Here is a 17,103-nt window from a genome sequence, read left to right as displayed (position 1 = left end):
CACGGAGCTGTTTTTTTATTATCAGCACTGATTACGATAGAGGATCCTAATGTCCACCGTTGTACAACCGGCATCTCAGCCAACTTTCTCTCGGCCGGTGCTGGTATTGATCTTGATTACGATGTTATGGGGTGGCACTTTTCTCGTGGTGCACCATGCCATGACGTTATGTGGTCCCTTCTTTTTTGTCGGTCTGCGGTTCGTCACCGCCGCGATAACATTGTCACTGTTTTCCTTAAAGGCGCTGCGCGGCATCACTGGACGCGACATACTGGCCGGCGCGAGTATCGGGCTGGCTATCGCGGTGGGTTATAGTCTGCAGTCGGCGGGCATGAAAACCATCAGCAGTAGTCAGTCGGCCTTTATCACGGCGATGTATGTGCCGCTGGTGCCTCTGTTGCAATGGATGGTCTATCGTAGGCGGCCGTCATTGATGACCTGCTGCGGAGCAGTGGTCGCTTTTTGCGGGCTGTTGGTGCTTTCCGGCCCGATCACTCATCTGTCAGGCACAAGTGGGCTGTCTCACGGGGAACTTATCACTCTGGTGAGTACGCTGGGGATTGCGGCAGAAATACTGCTGATCAGTCATTTTGCAGATAAGCGTGATATTCAACGTCTGACAGTGATCCAACTGGCGAGTGCCTCCTTGTTTTCCTTCGCGTTTATGTGGCCGGCGGGGGAGTCGGCGCCCCCGCTAGGCGGGGCGATCTTGTTCAGCGCCGGTGGGCTCGGGATAGTCAGTGCGGTGATCCAACTGACCATTAACCGTGCTCAACGCAGTGTTCCGGCAGCACGGGCAACCATTATCTACGCCGGGGAACCGGTGTGGGCTGCCGTGGCAGCCTGGCTGGTGGGGGAGCGGATCCCGCTGACGACGGTTGGCGGAGGCGGCATGATCCTACTGGCAGTGTTGTTGAGTGAACTACGCTTGAAAAAGCGCGGGGAAGTCAATGCTCCCCCGACGCCTTAGTGGCTGTGAGCCTTGCGGCGTTGCCAGGCCACTGCTAGTAACAGGAACCAAATTGGCGTAACCATCAGTGCCTGACGGGTGTCAGCCTGTAAACACAGCAGTACCAGGACGAAGGCAAAAAATACCAGTCCAACGACACTCATCAGTTTGCCCGCAGGCATTTTGAACGCGGAGCTGATATGGCGTTGCGGATATTTGCGACGGTACACCAAGTAGCTGCACAGGATCATCGACCAGATAAACATAAATAGAATGGCAGATACCGTGGTGACTAGGGTAAACACCGTCATCACATTAGGGATCACACAAATCAGAGCGACCCCGACTAACAAGCACAAGCATGAAAATAGTAGACCGCTCACCGGCACCGCACGTTGGGACAGTTTGGCGAAGCGTGGATGGGCGACCCCCTGATCGGCCAGACCAAATAGCATGCGGCTGGTGGAGAAGATACCGCTGTTGGCTGACGAGGCGGCCGAAGTCAATACCACAAAGTTAATCATGCCAGCAGCGGCCGGTAAGCCGGTGAGCATGAACATGCCGACAAAAGGGCTACGCGCAGGGTCAACTTCATCCCAGGGGGTAACGGCCATAATCACCAGTAGGGACAACACGTAAAACATAATGATCCGTAGCGGGATGGCGTTGATTGCCCGTGGCAGGATCTTATGGGGATCATGAGTTTCGGCGGCAGTGGTGCCAACCAGTTCAATGCCAACAAAGGCGAATACCGCAATCTGAAAACCAGCAAAGAATCCGCTGAATCCTTTAGGAAATAGCCCGCCATGGCTCCAGATATTACTGACTGCGGCTTGATGGCCGGGAGTACCGTAATGAGCGGCGACCAGCGCAATACCGGTAATGATCAATGCCACGATGGCGATCAGTTTAATGATGGCAAACCAAAATTCCATTTCGCCAAACAGTTTTACCGTGGCGATATTCAGTGCCATAAAGGTAAATACGCACAATAGCGCGCTGGCCCACAACGGAAACTCTGGCCACCAAAACTGTAGATAGGCTGTAATGGCGACGATATCGGCAATGCCCGTGACTACCCAGCAGAACCAGTAGGTCCAGCCGGTAAAAAAGCCAGCCCAAGGTCCCAGCAAGTCGGCAGCGAAATCACTGAAAGACTTATATTCTAGGTTAGAGAGTAGGATCTCGCCCATGGCTCGCATCACGAAGAACAGCATAAAGCCGATCAGCATATAGACAAAGACGATAGAAGGACCGGCAAGGTTGATCGTTTTGCCAGAGCCCATAAATAACCCAGTACCGATAGCACCGCCGATGGCGATCAGCTGGATATGACGGTTGTTAAGGTTGCGCCGTAATTGCGCTGAGCTTTCTCCTGGCTCGGCAGGAGGAGAGGGATGCGTCATGGTTAATTCCTGTGATCTTAGCAGGCGAACCTGCATTTTTCTTATTATTCTGTGCACACCTCATTGTGTGAACAGCAAAACGCCCATAGTTATTACCGGCCCCTTGTAGCACACTCTCTGACAGACAAACGCCGGCGCTAGACAACGTTGAGCTCGCGCGCAAATGACCCTGACGAAACGGTGTAAGCGTGAGGAAGTAAGCAGCAGGGGTTAATCTGAGGGCCGGACCAGAGAAAGGATAAAACGTCTGCCCCGAGCGGGGCAGTACGCTGTTATTGCAGGTAACCGGTTTTAATCTGCTTTAAGGTCTCGGCGAACAGGGCTGTATCTGCGCTCTCTTCGTTGCTGGCCAAAAAGCGTTCCATTTTAAGGATCGCTTTACCCGCATCGACCTGACTCATTGATTGCAGGATTAGGGTGACCATCATCTTCAGACAGGTCACTTCTTTGGATAACGCCTCTGTCTCTGCTTCGGTGGTGTAATCAGCATAATTCATTGTTTCAGACTCCAGTAATTGGCAAATTCAGGCCATAATGCGCGGAGTATAGCAGAACTAAAGTGGCGGGATGAGCATTTTCAGCCGCATAATCTGTTGAAGACTGTAAAAAAGTGGAAGCGGTAGCGGTTATCAGGCTGAAAGCAATGAAATCAACAGTCAGGCCGTTAGCCCGCGGTAAATGTTGATTCCGCGTCCGGGCCAGTGGTGATTAGGGGTAAGTCCCGCTGACTGCTATGCTGTTTATTAAGATTGAATACCTCTAGTAATGAAGCGAGACAGTAGTAGCGGGGCCGCCGCTCCCCCGAGAGAGATAAGCGGATACAAATACATTTTCTGTTGTCTGCCCCAGCGGACAGCAAGGTTAACTCTGGTGATATGACGTGAACGAAAACTTCGACCCCACAGACTTCCTGCGCACGGTAACCCATCAACCTGGGGTATATAGGATGTATGGCGCTGCGGAGGAAGTGATCTACGTAGGCAAAGCGAAAGATCTTAAAAAACGTCTCAGTAGCTATTTCCGTAAGCAGGTCAACAGCCGCAAAACGGAAGCGCTGGTGGCGAACATACTGCATATTGATGTGACGGTCACTCACAGTGAAACAGAAGCCCTGTTGTTGGAGCACAATTACATCAAGCTCTACCAACCGCGCTATAACGTGCTGCTGCGCGATGATAAATCCTATCCGTTTATTTTACTTAGTGCGGATAAGCACCCACGTCTGGCCTATCACCGCGGCGCCAAACATGCCAAAGGTGAATACTTTGGTCCATTTCCGAACGGCGGTGCAGTGCGGGAAACTCTAGCGCTGTTGCAAAAAACGTTTCCGGTTCGTCAATGTGAGAACAGTGTTTATCGTAACCGTTCGCGCCCCTGCCTACAGTATCAGATAGGTCGCTGCCTTGGGCCTTGTGTCAGTGGACTGGTTTCGGAGGAGGAATATCAGCAACAGACGGATTATGTTCGCCTATTTCTCTCTGGTAAGGATGATCAGATATTAACACAGTTGGTGAGCCGGATGGAGCAAGCCAGCAATGATCTGAAATTTGAAGAAGCTGCGCGGTTGCGCGACCAGATCCAAGCAGTTAGACGCATCACTGAGAAGCAGTTTGTCTCGAATCAGGGTGATGACCTCGATGCCATCAGTATCGCCTATGATTCGGGTATGGCGTGTGTCCATGTACTGTTTATTCGCCAAGGAAAAGTGCTGGGTAGCCGTAGCTACTTCCCGAAAGTGCCGGCGAATACTGAACTCTCAGAAGTGATCCAAACCTTTGTGGGGCAGTTCTATTTGCAGGGCAGTGAACTGCGTACCCTGCCCGGTGATATCCTGCTGGATTTCGCATTACCGGAAATTGAACTACTCAATGAATCTTTGTCACAGTTGGCTGGGCGTCGTATCACTCTGCAAAGTAAACCCCGGGGCGACCGAGCGCGTTATCTAAAACTGGCGAGAACCAATGCCGCTACCGCCCTTAAGACTAAATTGGGTCAGCAGTCGACCATTCATCAACGGCTGGCGGCTTTAGCTGAGTTCCTCGAACTGCCGGTGATCCGCCGTATGGAATGTTTCGATATCAGCCACACTATGGGGGAACAGACCATCGCTTCTTGTGTGGTGTTTGATGCCAATGGCCCGGCCCGTTCTGAGTACCGACGCTACAATATTAGCGGCATCACCCCCGGGGATGATTACGCCGCCATGCACCGAGTACTCGAGAGACGTTACGGTAAAGCGTTGGAGGAAAAAAATATTCCGGATGTCATCATTATTGACGGCGGTAAAGGGCAATTGGCGCAGGCAATGGAGGTATTTGATAGCCTTAAGGTCGACTGGGATAAAGATCATCCTATTCTGTTAGGGGTGGCAAAGGGCAGTGACCGTAAGGCCGGGCTAGAAACCCTGTTTCTGAAACCTGAAGGGGAGGGGATTGCTTTAGCGGCGGATTCGCCAGCTTTGCATGTGATACAACATATCCGTGATGATTCCCATAACCATGCCATTACCGGTCATCGCCAGAAGCGGGCTAAAGTAAAATCCGCCAGTAGCCTTGAGGAGATTGAAGGGGTAGGACCGAAACGCCGCCAGCAATTACTGAAATTTATGGGCGGATTACAGCCCCTGAAGAATGCCACCGCAGATGAAATTGCTAGGGTTCCTGGGATCTCACAGGCGCTGGCGGAAAAAATATTTCATTCTCTCAAACAGTAGCATTGAAACAGCCCTAGCAATGTAGGAACATAAGGGTACCAACACCACTCTATCCAGGCTGTTAGTGCCCTATGCAATTTAATATACCGATATACCTCACGTTATTCAGGGTCGTACTGATCCCTTTTTTCGTGCTGGCATTTTATCTCCCCTTTCAGTGGGCACCTCTGTGTTGTGCATTGCTGTTTGTGGTTGCAGCTGTAACAGACTGGTTTGATGGCTTCCTGGCGCGTCGTTGGAAGCAGACTACCGCCTTCGGTGCCTTCCTTGACCCAGTTGCGGATAAAGTAATGGTGGCGATTGCACTGGTGCTGGTAGCAGAACATTTTCACTCTTGGTGGATCACTTTACCAGCGGCCACCATGATTGCCCGTGAAATCATTATTTCGGCCTTACGGGAGTGGATGGCGGAAATCGGTAAGCGCAGCAGCGTGGCGGTCTCATGGATAGGCAAGGTGAAGACCACGGCGCAGATGTTTTCGCTGGTGGCCCTACTGTGGCGTCCGAATCAGTGGGTCGAGGCGGTTGGCGTGATTGCACTCTATATTGCAGCGGTACTGACTTTCTGGTCGATGTTCCAGTATCTTAGTGCGGCGCGTAAAGATCTGTTCGAACAGTAATCAGGGTGCTGGAAATAGCAACAATTGATCGCGCGTGAATAATAAAACAGTTGACGCCAACAGTGTGCTAGGTAGAATACAGCACATCAAAACGTTACTCTGTTCAGTAAGTTAGCTGTTCAGCAGTGATATTGCGGGAATAGCTCAGTTGGTAGAGCACGACCTTGCCAAGGTCGGGGTCGCGAGTTCGAGTCTCGTTTCCCGCTCCAATTACAGCTTGTAAGAGTGTTCTTACAAGCAAACAAAAAAAGAACCTACGGGTTCTTTTTTTGTTTCTATCCGATGATTTTTCTTTTATTTTCTGTTTCCGCCTCCTTAATGGTATGGTCTGTCATACCATATCTGGCTCGCAGCCCTGGTTATAGTATTGCTGGCAGTATAGCCAGGCTAATCACCATCGAGATTGGATTATTTATCCTTGAAGGGTGGTCCTGAAATAATGTTCTGGCGCAGTGCTATCTCATTATGGCTGTTTACCGTGGAACCTTTCTTTAACGCTATGCAGGTTTAAGACTGTATAGCGGCCCATTTTCCCTTGATGCTAGGCGTTCCAGTGTCAGAGTGAAGCAATTTGAAGTAAATAAGGCTATCTCTTTGTTAACCGCTGCTGTGAGCGGTTCCGAAACGCGTATACACAATCAAACAAGATCGACTTAAGATTATTCACTATTCGGGGCACGGTTCCTGCTGCTGCGAATAGGATGGTATGGATAATGATTGTTAAGTGCTAGGCGATGGCTAATTATGTGGGGAGAGTTCCTTTCTCGTCCTCTTGCTTGGAGAACGAGATATTAGCCGCTATCGTGGATAAATTATCCAAGACTTGCAGGGAAAGCGGTCAGTGGTGATCGCAAGATAAACAGGTTGCTGTTTTTTCAGTCATTCAGTCGTTTTTTCCTGAAAAATGAGTGGATAACCCTTGCCAAGCCCCGGTAACCAGTCCATAATAGCCGCCATTCCAGAGACGAAAGATAAATTAACTCTTTCGGAATCAACAGGTTAAGCTTAGTCTTCGCCGGTTGGCTGGTAAAAAATAAGTAAGCAATAACCTGATAGGTTATTGTTATAGAAAAGAATAAAGGCGCGTTGGCAGAGTGGCCATGCAGCGGATTGCAAATCCGCCTACCTCGGTTCGACTCCGGGACGCGCCTCCAGATTTGCCCGGGTGGTGAAATCGGTAGACACAAGGGATTTAAAATCCCTCGGCTGTAAGGCTGTGCGGGTTCAAGTCCCGCCCCGGGCACCACCGATATAATGCATAAAAACTAGCACTTTAGTGCAACGTTATTGACCGCCGCAAGGCGGTTTTTTTATGCCTGAAATTTATAGCTGCATATACGGCAGCTGGTGTGGCCTAGCACGATTATGTTAGGTCATTTCAATACCCCCACAACGCTATCACTATTCTCCTTTGCCTTATGTCATAGCTGGTCTGGCGTCGGTCAACCGCATATCAGGGCATACTCCCATTCCATGTTTATCCCCTCAACCAGCCCCATCAGGTGTATCCGCTACTCGATATTGGCCAAAGAGGAGTGAGTTAGCGTTATTACCTGAGAGTAGCCGCAGTTAAAAACTTACATAAATAATCATTAATTGATATTTACTTAGTGAACGGTAAAGACGAGAATGATAGTAGTAATTATTATCATTAACATAGGTGTCACTGGTGTTAGCCACTCTCGTTATAGCATTGCGCGAAGGGTTAGAAGCAGCGTTAATCGTCGGTATCATTGCTGCGTTCTTACGTAAAAATGGCAAAAGCCTTTACAGCATGTGGGTCGGGGTACTGCTGGCTATCGCCCTCTCATTGCTGGTCGGAATTGGTCTGAGCATTACCGAACGGAGCCTGCCACAGGCTAGTCAGGAAGCTATGGAAGCGGTAATCGGTCTGGTTGCCGTCTTTTTTGTCACTGGCATGGTGTTGTGGATGAACAACCACGGTCATGAGATTAAGCGTCAACTGGAAAAGGAAACGGCTCACGCTATTCGCCAATCCAGTGCACGGGCCCTCGCTATAATGGCATTTTTGGCAGTGCTTAAAGAAGGTTTCGAAACCAGCGTATTTTTGCTGGCGACTTTTTCTGCCGCACAGTCAGCGGCTTTAGCGGCGACAGGTGCAGTCCTGGGGCTGATCCTGGCAATAGCGATAGGTTGGGGAATTTATATCGGCGGTGTCAGGCTCAATCTTGGACGCTTCTTCCGTTATACCGGTCTGTTTCTGATCTTGGTCGCGGCAGGGCTTGTGATCAGTGCATTACGTAGCGGTCATGAAGCAGGCTGGTTGAATATTGGTCAGCAGCCAGTGGTTAATCTCAGCCAGATGATTCCTACCGGTTCTATCCGGTCGGCCTTAATCACTGGTGTACTCGGTATCCCCACTGATCCACGACTGCTCGAGGTTTGCGGTTGGGGGGGCTACATCGTGATGACAGGTATTTTGGTTTTCTGGCCGTCTTATCTGCGCCCAGGGGCAAAACGGCTCAGTCAGTTACTGTTCATCACCACCGGCGTGTTACTGAGCACTGCCGCTGTTCTGCATTTTTCCCTACCTGGCACCAGTCTCAGACTACCGGCTACTGCACCCTTGCAGGAGGGAGGAACTGCTACCCTGCAGCCACTGTCCGCAGGGGGGTACCGTTTAGACGTCAATGCCGACCAACAGGTCGCGGTAATCTATATCCTCGACGCCGATCAGCAGACAACGACAGTGCAGCAGGGGGTGACAGTGCGACATTGGACCCTTAGAAGTCAGGCATCCGCTATCGACCTACCGGTAACACTGACGCTCGATCAGGTGCTGTCTTTGTCTGGCAATCGTATTCCCGTTGGGCTGGGGCCGTCACAACATCCCGGTCCGTACACCGCTAGCTGGAATGTGAACTGCACTGTGGAAGCTGAAATCATCGGCCATGCACTCTACCGCGCTGCCGCGCGAGAAATGACGCTGATGACGCTTTCTGGTGGCGGTTTATTATCGCCGCGAACGTTTTCGGTGCGCGCCGCGATGCCTGTAGCCGGATGTCACTGGCAACTGGCGGAAAGCTGGCATCAGGCTGCAGAGTATGCCCTGCATAAAGCCGCACAGACTCATCAACATTATCTGTTCTTGGTAATCGAGCTGCCGCTCATGCTGGTATTGGTGGCAATTATTACATTTGTATTGGCATTGTGCCGTCTTGCGGAGGTCCGCAGGTCAGCGAATAAAGCGCATGCCGATAATTCTTTATCCTCTGAATAAAAGTAAAGGGCCTTGTATGATCAACTCCATGTTTAAAAAGAAAGAGTCAGTTCTGGCATCAACTGTCGTTTCAGCACTGTTACTGGTTTCTCTTGAGGCAACGGCAGCGGACAGGATTGCACCGATTGCTAACGGTGTATCGCAGGTCACTATCACATTGACCGGTGCTGAAGGCGGCACCTGTATCGTCGACCATAATAGCGCGAAAGCAGGCCCGGTTTCGTTTACGGTGATTAACAAGTCAGCAACTGCCATTACTGAACTTGAACTGCTGAGTGCTAACCGCATCCTCGGTGAAAAAGAGAACCTAGCGCCTGGATTGCCAGCAGGTAAATTCACACTGACGCTAGAAGGGGGAAAATATCAGATCTATTGTCCAGGAGCGAAACAGGAACTGACCACCTTTTCCGTCACCGGCAAAAGTGCAGCCAAAGCGACCGGAAGTACTGCTGACCTACTTAAGCAGGGAACCGATGGCTATGCGACTTATGTAAACGGCGTGGTGGATGCAATGGTTGTGGCCGTTAATCAGCTGAAAGCGGACATTGATGCAGGTGACTTAGAAAAAGCGAAAGCGCAGTATGCCAAAGCGCGACCGTTTTATGAACGTATTGAATCGGATGTCAGTGGTTTTGTCCTGCCAGGGTTTAAAGCTACAGATAACGCCGGTAACCTCGATTATTTGATCGATATGCGGGCATCTAACCAAGATCCTGCTGTGGGTTGGCACGGTTTCCATGCCATTGAACGTGACCTGTTCGCTAAGGGTAAAATCACCGACAACACCAAAAAACTGGCTGCAGAACTCCAGCAAAATGTTACTCGGTTGGATGGCTTGACCAAAGGGCTGACCTATAAACCTGAAGATCTGGCTAACGGCGCGGCGGATCTGCTGGAAGAAGTACAAAGCAACAAAATTAGCGGTGAAGAAGAAGCCTTTAGTCATATTGATCTAGTGGACTTTGCCGGTAATGTCGAAGGTGCGCAGCAGGCATTTGAGTTCCTAAAGCCTGGACTGAATAACATCGATCCTGATTTGACTCGCCAGGTCGAAACGCAATTTGCAAACGTCAACACACTGCTAAACAGCTATCGTGACGGTAAAGTTGCTGGTGGATACCGTTACTATACTGCTGATGTAAAAGCTGCGGATGCCGCCAAGTTGAGTAAAGCAGTCCAGGCATTGCAAGAACCGCTGTCAAAAATTGCTGAGAAAGTTGCCACAGCGGGAGGGGTTTAAGTGATGAAGGATAAACAGACTACGGAGAGTGACAATACCAATGTTTCCCGCCGTCATCTGTTGAAAGGGGCGGTGGCTGGTGCTCTGACACTGCCTGCTATCGCGGCTGCGCACAATGCTGCTGCAGTGACGAATACCGCGCCGGAAGACCAGATCGACCTTTCGAGGCAACATGAATTTTATGGCAACGGCGGGCAGGTGGGAGTGATTACCCCGCCTCAGCGCCATGTGATGTATATGACCTTTGATATGACCAGTCAGAATCCGCGGGACCTGCAGATCCTGCTGGCTCGGTGGTCAGCGGCTATCGCGCAGATGATGGCTGGGGAAAAAGTGGGTCAGGTGGAACCGCTAAGGAACAGCGGTATCGGAATGGATACCGGTGAAGCCCTAGACCTGGGACCCGCATCATTGACCATCACCGTTGGGTTAGGACCGGGTATCTTCACGGAGTCTTATGGACTGGCTCAGAAAAAACCTACGCTTATGCGCGAGCTGGTTCAGCTTCCCAGTGACAACCTGCAACCGGCCTTTTCTGGTGGAGATCTGTCATTACAGGCCTGCGCAGATGATCCGCAAGTGGCTTATCACGCTATCCGTAACCTTGCGCGGATCGCCAAAGCGACGGGAACGGCCGCGACACGCTGGTCAGTGCTTGGGTTTGGTCGTGCATCAGCAGGAAAAAACCAAAGTACTCCCCGTAACCTGTTTGGATTCAAAGATGGTACGCGTAATCTGACCGAACAGACTGACTTTAATAAATTCGTCTGGATCAACGATCAAGGACCAGCGTGGCAGCAGCAGGGCACCTACCAAGTGGTCCGCAAAATAAAGATGCATATTGAAAACTGGGATACGGATCGTGTCAGTGATCAGAATGCCGTTTTTGGTCGTCATAAGGTCTCAGGTGCGCCATTAAGCGGTGAAAAAGAATTCGATACGCCAGATTTTCGTAAAAAAGACAGTGAGGGTATGCCAGTTATCCCAGTGACCTCACATATTAGTTTAGCAGCTCACGAAAATAATCATGGGATCCGTATTTTGCGTCGCTCATATAATTATACGGAGGGTATTAATCAACTAGGTATGTTAGATGCTGGCTTGTTGTTTATCAGTTATCAAAACGATCCGGCAAATTTTGAAGCGTTGCAGGCACGACTCGGCGCGGCAGATGCGCTTAATGAATATATTTCACATATCGGCTCTGGCATTTTTTTTGTACCGCCGGCCCCGGCTGAAGGTGATTATATAGGCTCATACTTATTCAGCTAAATTCGATAGTTGCCCTCATGATTGTCAGGTCAATAAGGCGTTGAACGGTTGTGAGGCAATTGTTGGATGGGTCTCTGATCGTGAAGAATTAAAAATGCATGTTGCCCGCTAGATGAATAGAGCAGGGGACCAATTCCCCTGCTTACAATGACCGATGTCCCTTGGCGCTGCGATATATTGAGGTTATAGGTCTTTGCTCAGTGTTCAGTTAATGAGCGGAACTAATGCCGCCATAACCTCATCAGGGCTAATATTATTCACCTGCTCATTACTACCCTGCAGGGCCTTGTGAGGAACCCCCCAAGGGTGCCAGTCTGTCGGGTTGCTGTTGCCGAACAATGCGACTACCGGTAAGCCGAGTGCAGCGGCAATATGCACGGCACCGCCATCACTGCTGACAACAGCTGAACATAGGGAAAGTGCGGCTTTCAGCTCTTCAAGGGTCCGAGTCGAAACAGGCTCAACGTGATAACTGGCCGCCAGTGTACTGATCTGCTCGGCTTTGTTATCGTCACCGGGGTGCATGGGGTTGGTACTGTCCCCGGGTGACCAGAAAAGAAATATTCGACATCCGTAGTGTTCATGGATAAGGCGGGCAAGGCTGACGAAATTATCGATGGACCACTGCTGGTTTGGTTTGCGTGCACTGATCTGTAGGGCAACGATGCGCTCGCCCGGTAGGGCATTTATGGTCTCGCGGTAACGGCTCACCAAGTCAGGATCTGGATAGATACAGCTTTTTCCCGGCCGTAATGGTAGAGGTGGGGGCGTCTGTCCTACCGCGGCAACGAGTCCAAAAAGGCGTTCTGCGACATGCAGTGAACCGCGGGTACGCGGTAACAGTTTATCAATCCGCGGATGGGACTCATCGCCGAAGGCAATAACTTGTTTTGGTCTGATCCCAGCAGCCCACTTTACCGAATGCGTGTCCCAGGACGACTTGGCGATAATGACCGCATCATAGTTTTCCTTTCTCAGCTTCATCAATGTTTTCATTCTCAGTGCAATGGCGGCGATCACCCTGAGGAAGTTTTTGCAATGCTTGGATTTGCTGTACTGATGCACCGTTCGGATATGAGGATTACGGCTAAATACCGGTGAGGCGTAACTATTGGTCAGCACATCGGTCACCGCATTATGAGTGGTGGCCAAGTGTGTAATAAGAGGCGTGGCAAGGATGCTGTCACCTATGTTGTCTCGGCAGATAACTAAAATCTTCACCTGTAATTACCTTTTGAAATGATTTACTTAAGGTAAGAGTCCTCAAAATCATTTCCGTTCAGAGAGATAGCTGACTTTTCGATAAATTTTCCGATTAAGATCATAAAGTTTACATCAAGCCGCGATAGAGTGAAGGAATTGTTAACAACAACGGTCAGAGGGGCTAATACATTGCACTGCGAGTTAAAGAGCACCCAGACTTGCTGCCCGGGTGCTGATCGATTAATGCGCCACGGTTGTACGGTCAACACTTTCACCAAAGTGCTCGCGCACATGGGTTTCGATTTCTTCGAGTGATTTACCCCGAGTCTCTGGTAGCGTTAAGGCGACAAAAATAAAGGATCCCACGTTAATGGCGGCAAAGATGTAAAAGGCAGAGTTGCCAACCAGTGATAACAATGGCGGGAATATCAGTGCCACAATACCATTACAGATCCACTGAAAGGCAACCGCGGATCCCGTCAGAACGCCACGCAACTGCATTGGAAATAGTTCAGACATCAGTAACCAGTAGAGCGGTGAAATACACATTTGCATAAAAAACAGGAAAACCAGAATACAGGCTAACGCGACCATGCTTTGCGTTAGGCTGTGGGGCATAAACAGCAGTACGCTCCCCAGCAGCAGTTGCATAATAATGACAATGGTCAGCCCGGTCAGTAGGATCGGACGACGACCAAAATGGTTGATCGCTTTAATTCCCGCGAAGGTGGCAATTACCGATACCATTCCGTTACCGATGGTCGCCCCGATAGCTGCACTAGTGCCTAATCCGGTACTCTTCAGGATGATCGGCGTATAGTACATAAAGGCATTGATCCCCGTAAATTGTGCCACCAAGCCCAAACCGAAACCTAGCATTAATAGGCGTTTAACCCATTTTTCTTTGAGTAATTCGCGAGGGCCAGGTCCTTGACGTGCCTGATGTGCGTTTTTCCGCATTTCGGCCATTTCTTTTTTAATTTCTCGAGGGTTTTCCCGCAACGTTTTCATGATACGCAGAGCTTCCTTGAAGCGACCTTCAGAGACCATCCAGTGGGGGGAAGCGGGCACGAAGAATGTACCAATAAATAACAAGATACCCGGCACCACGGCTAATGCCAGCATATAACGCCACATGCTTTCATCATGCAGCAATAGGCTCATTGCAGCACTGACAATATAGGCAATTAACTGGCCGCTCACAATCATCAACTCATTGCGGCTAACCAGAGGTGCTCGCTGTTTAGGACCCGCAATTTCGGCGATAAACACTGGTACCGTCGAGGAGCCGCCCCCCACAGCGATCCCAAGAATAAATCTCATTACCACCATGACATCGATATTCGGTGCCAAGGTTGTCCCTAACGCGCCAGCAACGAATATCAGTGCCAGGCTACGCAGGGTGATACGACGCCCGAAACGGTCAGACACATAGCCACTAATAAAGGCTCCGATAGCAGAACCGAAGGTCAATGAAGAGGTGATTAATCCTTCGGTAAAGGGGGTCAGATTAAGACCGCCCCTGTCTACCGGTAAGGTCATAAAGGGTAATGCGCCGGAGATAATACCGGTATCGTAGCCAAAGGCCAGCGCTCCCATGGTAGCGGCCAAGACCACAAAAAATAAGCGCTGCTGTACAGTAATTTTAATGGAACCGCTTTCATCAGAAGCGGGTACTGAAGAGTTTGACATTGATTCATCCCTGGTTAAGAAACAGCCACCCCATTAAGAGGACCGCACAGCCACTGCATTTTCAACTTTGATACAGGTTTGAGATCTGCATTACATCAATGATTACATACTAATAATAAGGCAGGTTAATATTTTTATCTTGTGGAAGCGCTTTCAGAAATTTCTGCAGAATAAATTTTAATGATGTCCACTAAGCATCATTAGGAGTTAGCATTGACGTGCCAATGGTGGCTCACTCCCTCAAACATCATTCTTGAGTAACAACTCCAGAGCGAAAGAGAGGTGCCGATAGCTGGCAATCGGTGACCAGTCACAAGTTCTTAGCGGAGCAAGGAGTTATGGGGGTATACTATTGCCCATTTTCAACACTCAATGGAGGAGTAAATGCTAAAAGTCTGGATCATTTTATTAGTTTCCATCATGGCAGAGACCTTTGCTACCTCAATGATGAAATCAGCAGAAGGTTTTACCCGTTTATGGCCATCACTGGCAGTGGTCGCCGGTTATGCCGTCTCATTTACCGGATTGTCACAGGTAGTAAAAGTGATGAACCTCGGTGTTGCCTATGCTATCTGGGCAGGAGTCGGGATCTGTCTGGTATCGCTGCTCTCTTGGGTGTTGTTTCGCCAGAAACTGGATTTAGCGGCGATATTGGGTATTACGCTTATCATATCGGGAGTGGTGGTTATCCAGCTATTTTCTAAATCTGTCAGCCATTAACGTATAAAAGTGATGCGTCTCTGGCGGATCATCATGCTTTTAGCGTAGAGGATCTGGGATGTTGCTGACCTCATTATGCGTATTTATGAGTAACGGCTGAAGGGGATATTGTTGGTGGTAAGAGTGATAAATTAACATTTCTCTACTCTTTATCCCCTTTCTTATTCAAGTGTTATGAAGCTATTGCCATGGAGATTATTAGCGTTATAGCCTCTCGTGATTTAGATTAATTTACTGACTATGCCTTAATAATTTCTTATCAGATAACCATTGAAAAAATAGGTTTACTTGGTAGTTTTAGATAAATTTTTATGGATATATTAGTGCTGCTTGTTATTAGTTAATGATTAAAGATTCCGTTACCATATATTTCAAATTAAAAGTTCCTAAGCGTGACCCATGTTCAATAATTATTTCCTTTCAACCTGTAAATTATAACTGTGATGGAAATTACAAACAGTAATCAAGATGGATTTGATAGCTTACGAAGTGAAATGTCAACAGCCGGTGCCACTCTCGAGACTAGCCTGCAGACGGGGCAGAACAGGAAAAGGAATACTTTATGAATCAGGGGGGTGGTGATTTCAGGCATGTTAACCGGCTATAAGTGTGAAAACATTAATCTGACTAATATTGTCGCTGAGCGTATATCCGGCCATTATCAGTCTGACCGTTAAACACACATCGTTTGATGACGGCCGCCTAGACAACATCGGTTTGATATTACAGATGGTGGATGTATATACCCTAAGGGTCACGCGTAAATTGACCAACAGGAGGGGATATTTTCCTGAACAATCTGTTAGGCCAGTTAATCGTTAATCTTTCGGTAGCCATGTTCTCTGACAATAAACCTAATTATTATAGAAAATGAGAATCAGCCCGACGACGAATATGCTGAACCTGAGCATTCTGTTACCAGAATAATTAATATTAACATGTTATAAAAAACACACTGCAATATCGGTTTTCGCTAAAGACTAGCCTATCAGTTTATCGCTTACAGGATTTCAGACACGATTTTTTGCTGAAGATTCGTCTGAATGGTTTTCAGCAAAAGACCAAACCACCGGCTTGACCTTATGCGCTTTGGTTTCCTAACGGTCAACAGTGATGGGCGGTAGCGTGTATAAACATTTCTCAATTAGGTAAGCAGCCCAGGGAGGTCTAGCAATTCTAATTTGACCTCTCATCTCGCTGAGTAGGCCGCTACGATAAAGCTGGCTGTGTTTCTGTCTGAGACACACGCCCACATAGAAGTTATGTCAGAACACTGGTGGTTAAAATTGCTGAAGTTGGGAAAGAGTGCGATCCCATCGCGAGAAGTCGCACAAGTGTTCTCTGGCAAAATTGACCTGGCTGGGTAAGCAACGATATCAATACGCATTCCCGCAACCGTCTACTGTGTTTATCGACCGGATACAGCAGGCTTGGCTGATTGTTTTTTGATGGACAAACCCAACGCGAAGCGAAGCCATTACCTGTCCACAATACTGATGAAAAAACAGAATCAGGTTTGCCGTGAAAGCTTATAGTCGCAACGGAAGTCAGTCTAGAGACTCTAGGATTTGCGGCAGCAGCCTGCTGGAAAGTGTAGGAATAATCGAAACTGACGCAGTACAGGCTTATCCTTAACTTGGCCCTGGTACGCAGAACACTTTATTTGTGCCTAGCATAAGGAATATCGCGCGCGGCTGCCGTCACTCTGTCGTTGTTATTGAACGCTCACAAGGAGTGAACGTATGAGCAGTAATTCCCCAATCCATTTCAGCCATAGTCACCATCTACTGTCGGTAAAAGGCTGTGCGTCAACATTGGATGTGCTGGCCTTTGAGGGCGATGAGGCCTTAAGTAAGCCGTTCAGTTATCGCATTGAATTCACAAGCGTTGACCATGCCATCAGCAAAGAAATGATGCTGATGAAAGCAGGTTCACTTACCTTACAGGCCCCGGTGGACCAGGGCTTTGGTATCCAAAAGCAGCAGGCGGTGCGTACGCTACAAGGCATAGTAACCGGCTTTGAGCGCCTGAAGACTTCCCACGATGA

General features: G+C 49.0%; 11 protein-coding genes, 3 tRNA genes and 1 pseudogene. 11 read left to right on the top strand and 4 right to left on the bottom strand.

Features of this window, described 5'->3' with window-relative positions:
- Positions 1-49 precede the first annotated feature (49 nt).
- Positions 50-970 (top strand): DMT family transporter, encoded by a 921-nt coding sequence (locus DW47_RS0103520; protein WP_029684962.1) that lies wholly within the window; start codon positions 50-52, stop codon positions 968-970.
- Here DW47_RS0103520 and cycA read toward each other — a convergent pair.
- Together cycA and DW47_RS0103510 are read right to left on the bottom strand one after the other, a co-directional pair.
- Positions 967-2,355 carry a D-serine/D-alanine/glycine transporter gene (gene cycA / locus DW47_RS0103515; RefSeq protein ID WP_029684961.1) on the bottom strand — a complete coding sequence of 463 codons (1,389 nt, stop codon included), beginning with the start codon at positions 2,353-2,355 and terminating at the stop codon, positions 967-969. The two genes, DW47_RS0103520 and cycA, sit on opposite strands and share 4 nt — an antisense overlap.
- Positions 2,356-2,627: 272 nt before the next feature.
- Positions 2,628-2,852, bottom strand: a complete 225-nt coding sequence (locus DW47_RS0103510; protein ID WP_029684960.1) for a DUF2594 family protein — start codon at positions 2,850-2,852, stop codon at positions 2,628-2,630.
- Positions 2,853-3,235: 383 nt separating this feature from the next.
- On the opposite strand from DW47_RS0103510, the gene uvrC reads away from it, so the two are divergent.
- The 8 genes from uvrC (at position 3,236) to efeB (ending at position 11,441) form a co-directional block, all read left to right on the top strand.
- Complete coding sequence (gene uvrC, locus DW47_RS0103505; protein ID WP_029684959.1) at positions 3,236-5,068, top strand: excinuclease ABC subunit UvrC; 1,833 nt, start codon at positions 3,236-3,238, stop codon at positions 5,066-5,068.
- 71 nt (positions 5,069-5,139) lie between these two features.
- Entirely contained in the window at positions 5,140-5,688 is a 549-nt protein-coding gene (gene pgsA / locus DW47_RS0103500; protein WP_029684958.1) for a CDP-diacylglycerol--glycerol-3-phosphate 3-phosphatidyltransferase, read from the top strand.
- A gap of 133 nt (positions 5,689-5,821) precedes the next feature.
- A tRNA-Gly gene (locus DW47_RS0103495) sits at positions 5,822-5,897 on the top strand.
- Positions 5,898-6,768: 871 nt separating this feature from the next.
- A tRNA-Cys gene (locus DW47_RS0103490) sits at positions 6,769-6,842 on the top strand.
- Between the two features lie 5 nt (positions 6,843-6,847).
- Positions 6,848-6,934: transfer RNA gene (locus DW47_RS0103485), tRNA-Leu, on the top strand.
- A 423-nt stretch (positions 6,935-7,357) separates the two neighbouring features.
- Positions 7,358-8,929, top strand: coding sequence for an iron uptake transporter permease EfeU (gene efeU, locus DW47_RS0103480; protein WP_029684957.1), 1,572 nt, complete (start codon positions 7,358-7,360; stop codon positions 8,927-8,929).
- A gap of 16 nt (positions 8,930-8,945) precedes the next feature.
- A complete protein-coding gene (gene efeO, locus DW47_RS0103475) occupies positions 8,946-10,169 on the top strand; it encodes an iron uptake system protein EfeO (protein ID WP_029684956.1) in 1,224 nt (407 codons plus the stop codon).
- Positions 10,170-10,172: 3 nt separating this feature from the next.
- Entirely contained in the window at positions 10,173-11,441 is a 1,269-nt protein-coding gene (gene efeB / locus DW47_RS0103470; protein ID WP_029684955.1) for an iron uptake transporter deferrochelatase/peroxidase subunit, read from the top strand.
- Between the two features lie 204 nt (positions 11,442-11,645).
- On the opposite strand, the gene DW47_RS0103465 is transcribed toward efeB, so the two are convergent.
- Positions 11,646-12,662, bottom strand: a complete 1,017-nt coding sequence (locus DW47_RS0103465; protein WP_029684954.1) for a glycosyltransferase family 9 protein — start codon at positions 12,660-12,662, stop codon at positions 11,646-11,648.
- Between the two features lie 222 nt (positions 12,663-12,884).
- Positions 12,885-14,336 carry a sugar porter family MFS transporter gene (locus DW47_RS0103460; RefSeq protein ID WP_029684953.1) on the bottom strand — a complete coding sequence of 484 codons (1,452 nt, stop codon included), beginning with the start codon at positions 14,334-14,336 and terminating at the stop codon, positions 12,885-12,887.
- Positions 14,337-14,720: 384 nt separating this feature from the next.
- Here DW47_RS0103460 and DW47_RS0103455 point away from each other — a divergent pair, with 384 nt between their 5' ends.
- Entirely contained in the window at positions 14,721-15,056 is a 336-nt protein-coding gene (locus tag DW47_RS0103455) for a DMT family transporter (RefSeq protein WP_029684952.1), read from the top strand.
- Between the two features lie 1,742 nt (positions 15,057-16,798).
- Positions 16,799-17,103: pseudogene (locus tag DW47_RS0103445) on the top strand (type VI secretion system tip protein VgrG); the annotation flags it as partial.

This window comes from Tatumella saanichensis (assembly GCF_000439375.1).
Lineage (GTDB): Bacteria > Pseudomonadota > Gammaproteobacteria > Enterobacterales > Enterobacteriaceae > Tatumella > Tatumella saanichensis.
The sequence above is the reverse complement of the archived record's forward strand: the minus strand, read 5'-3'. Positions and strand labels throughout refer to the sequence as shown.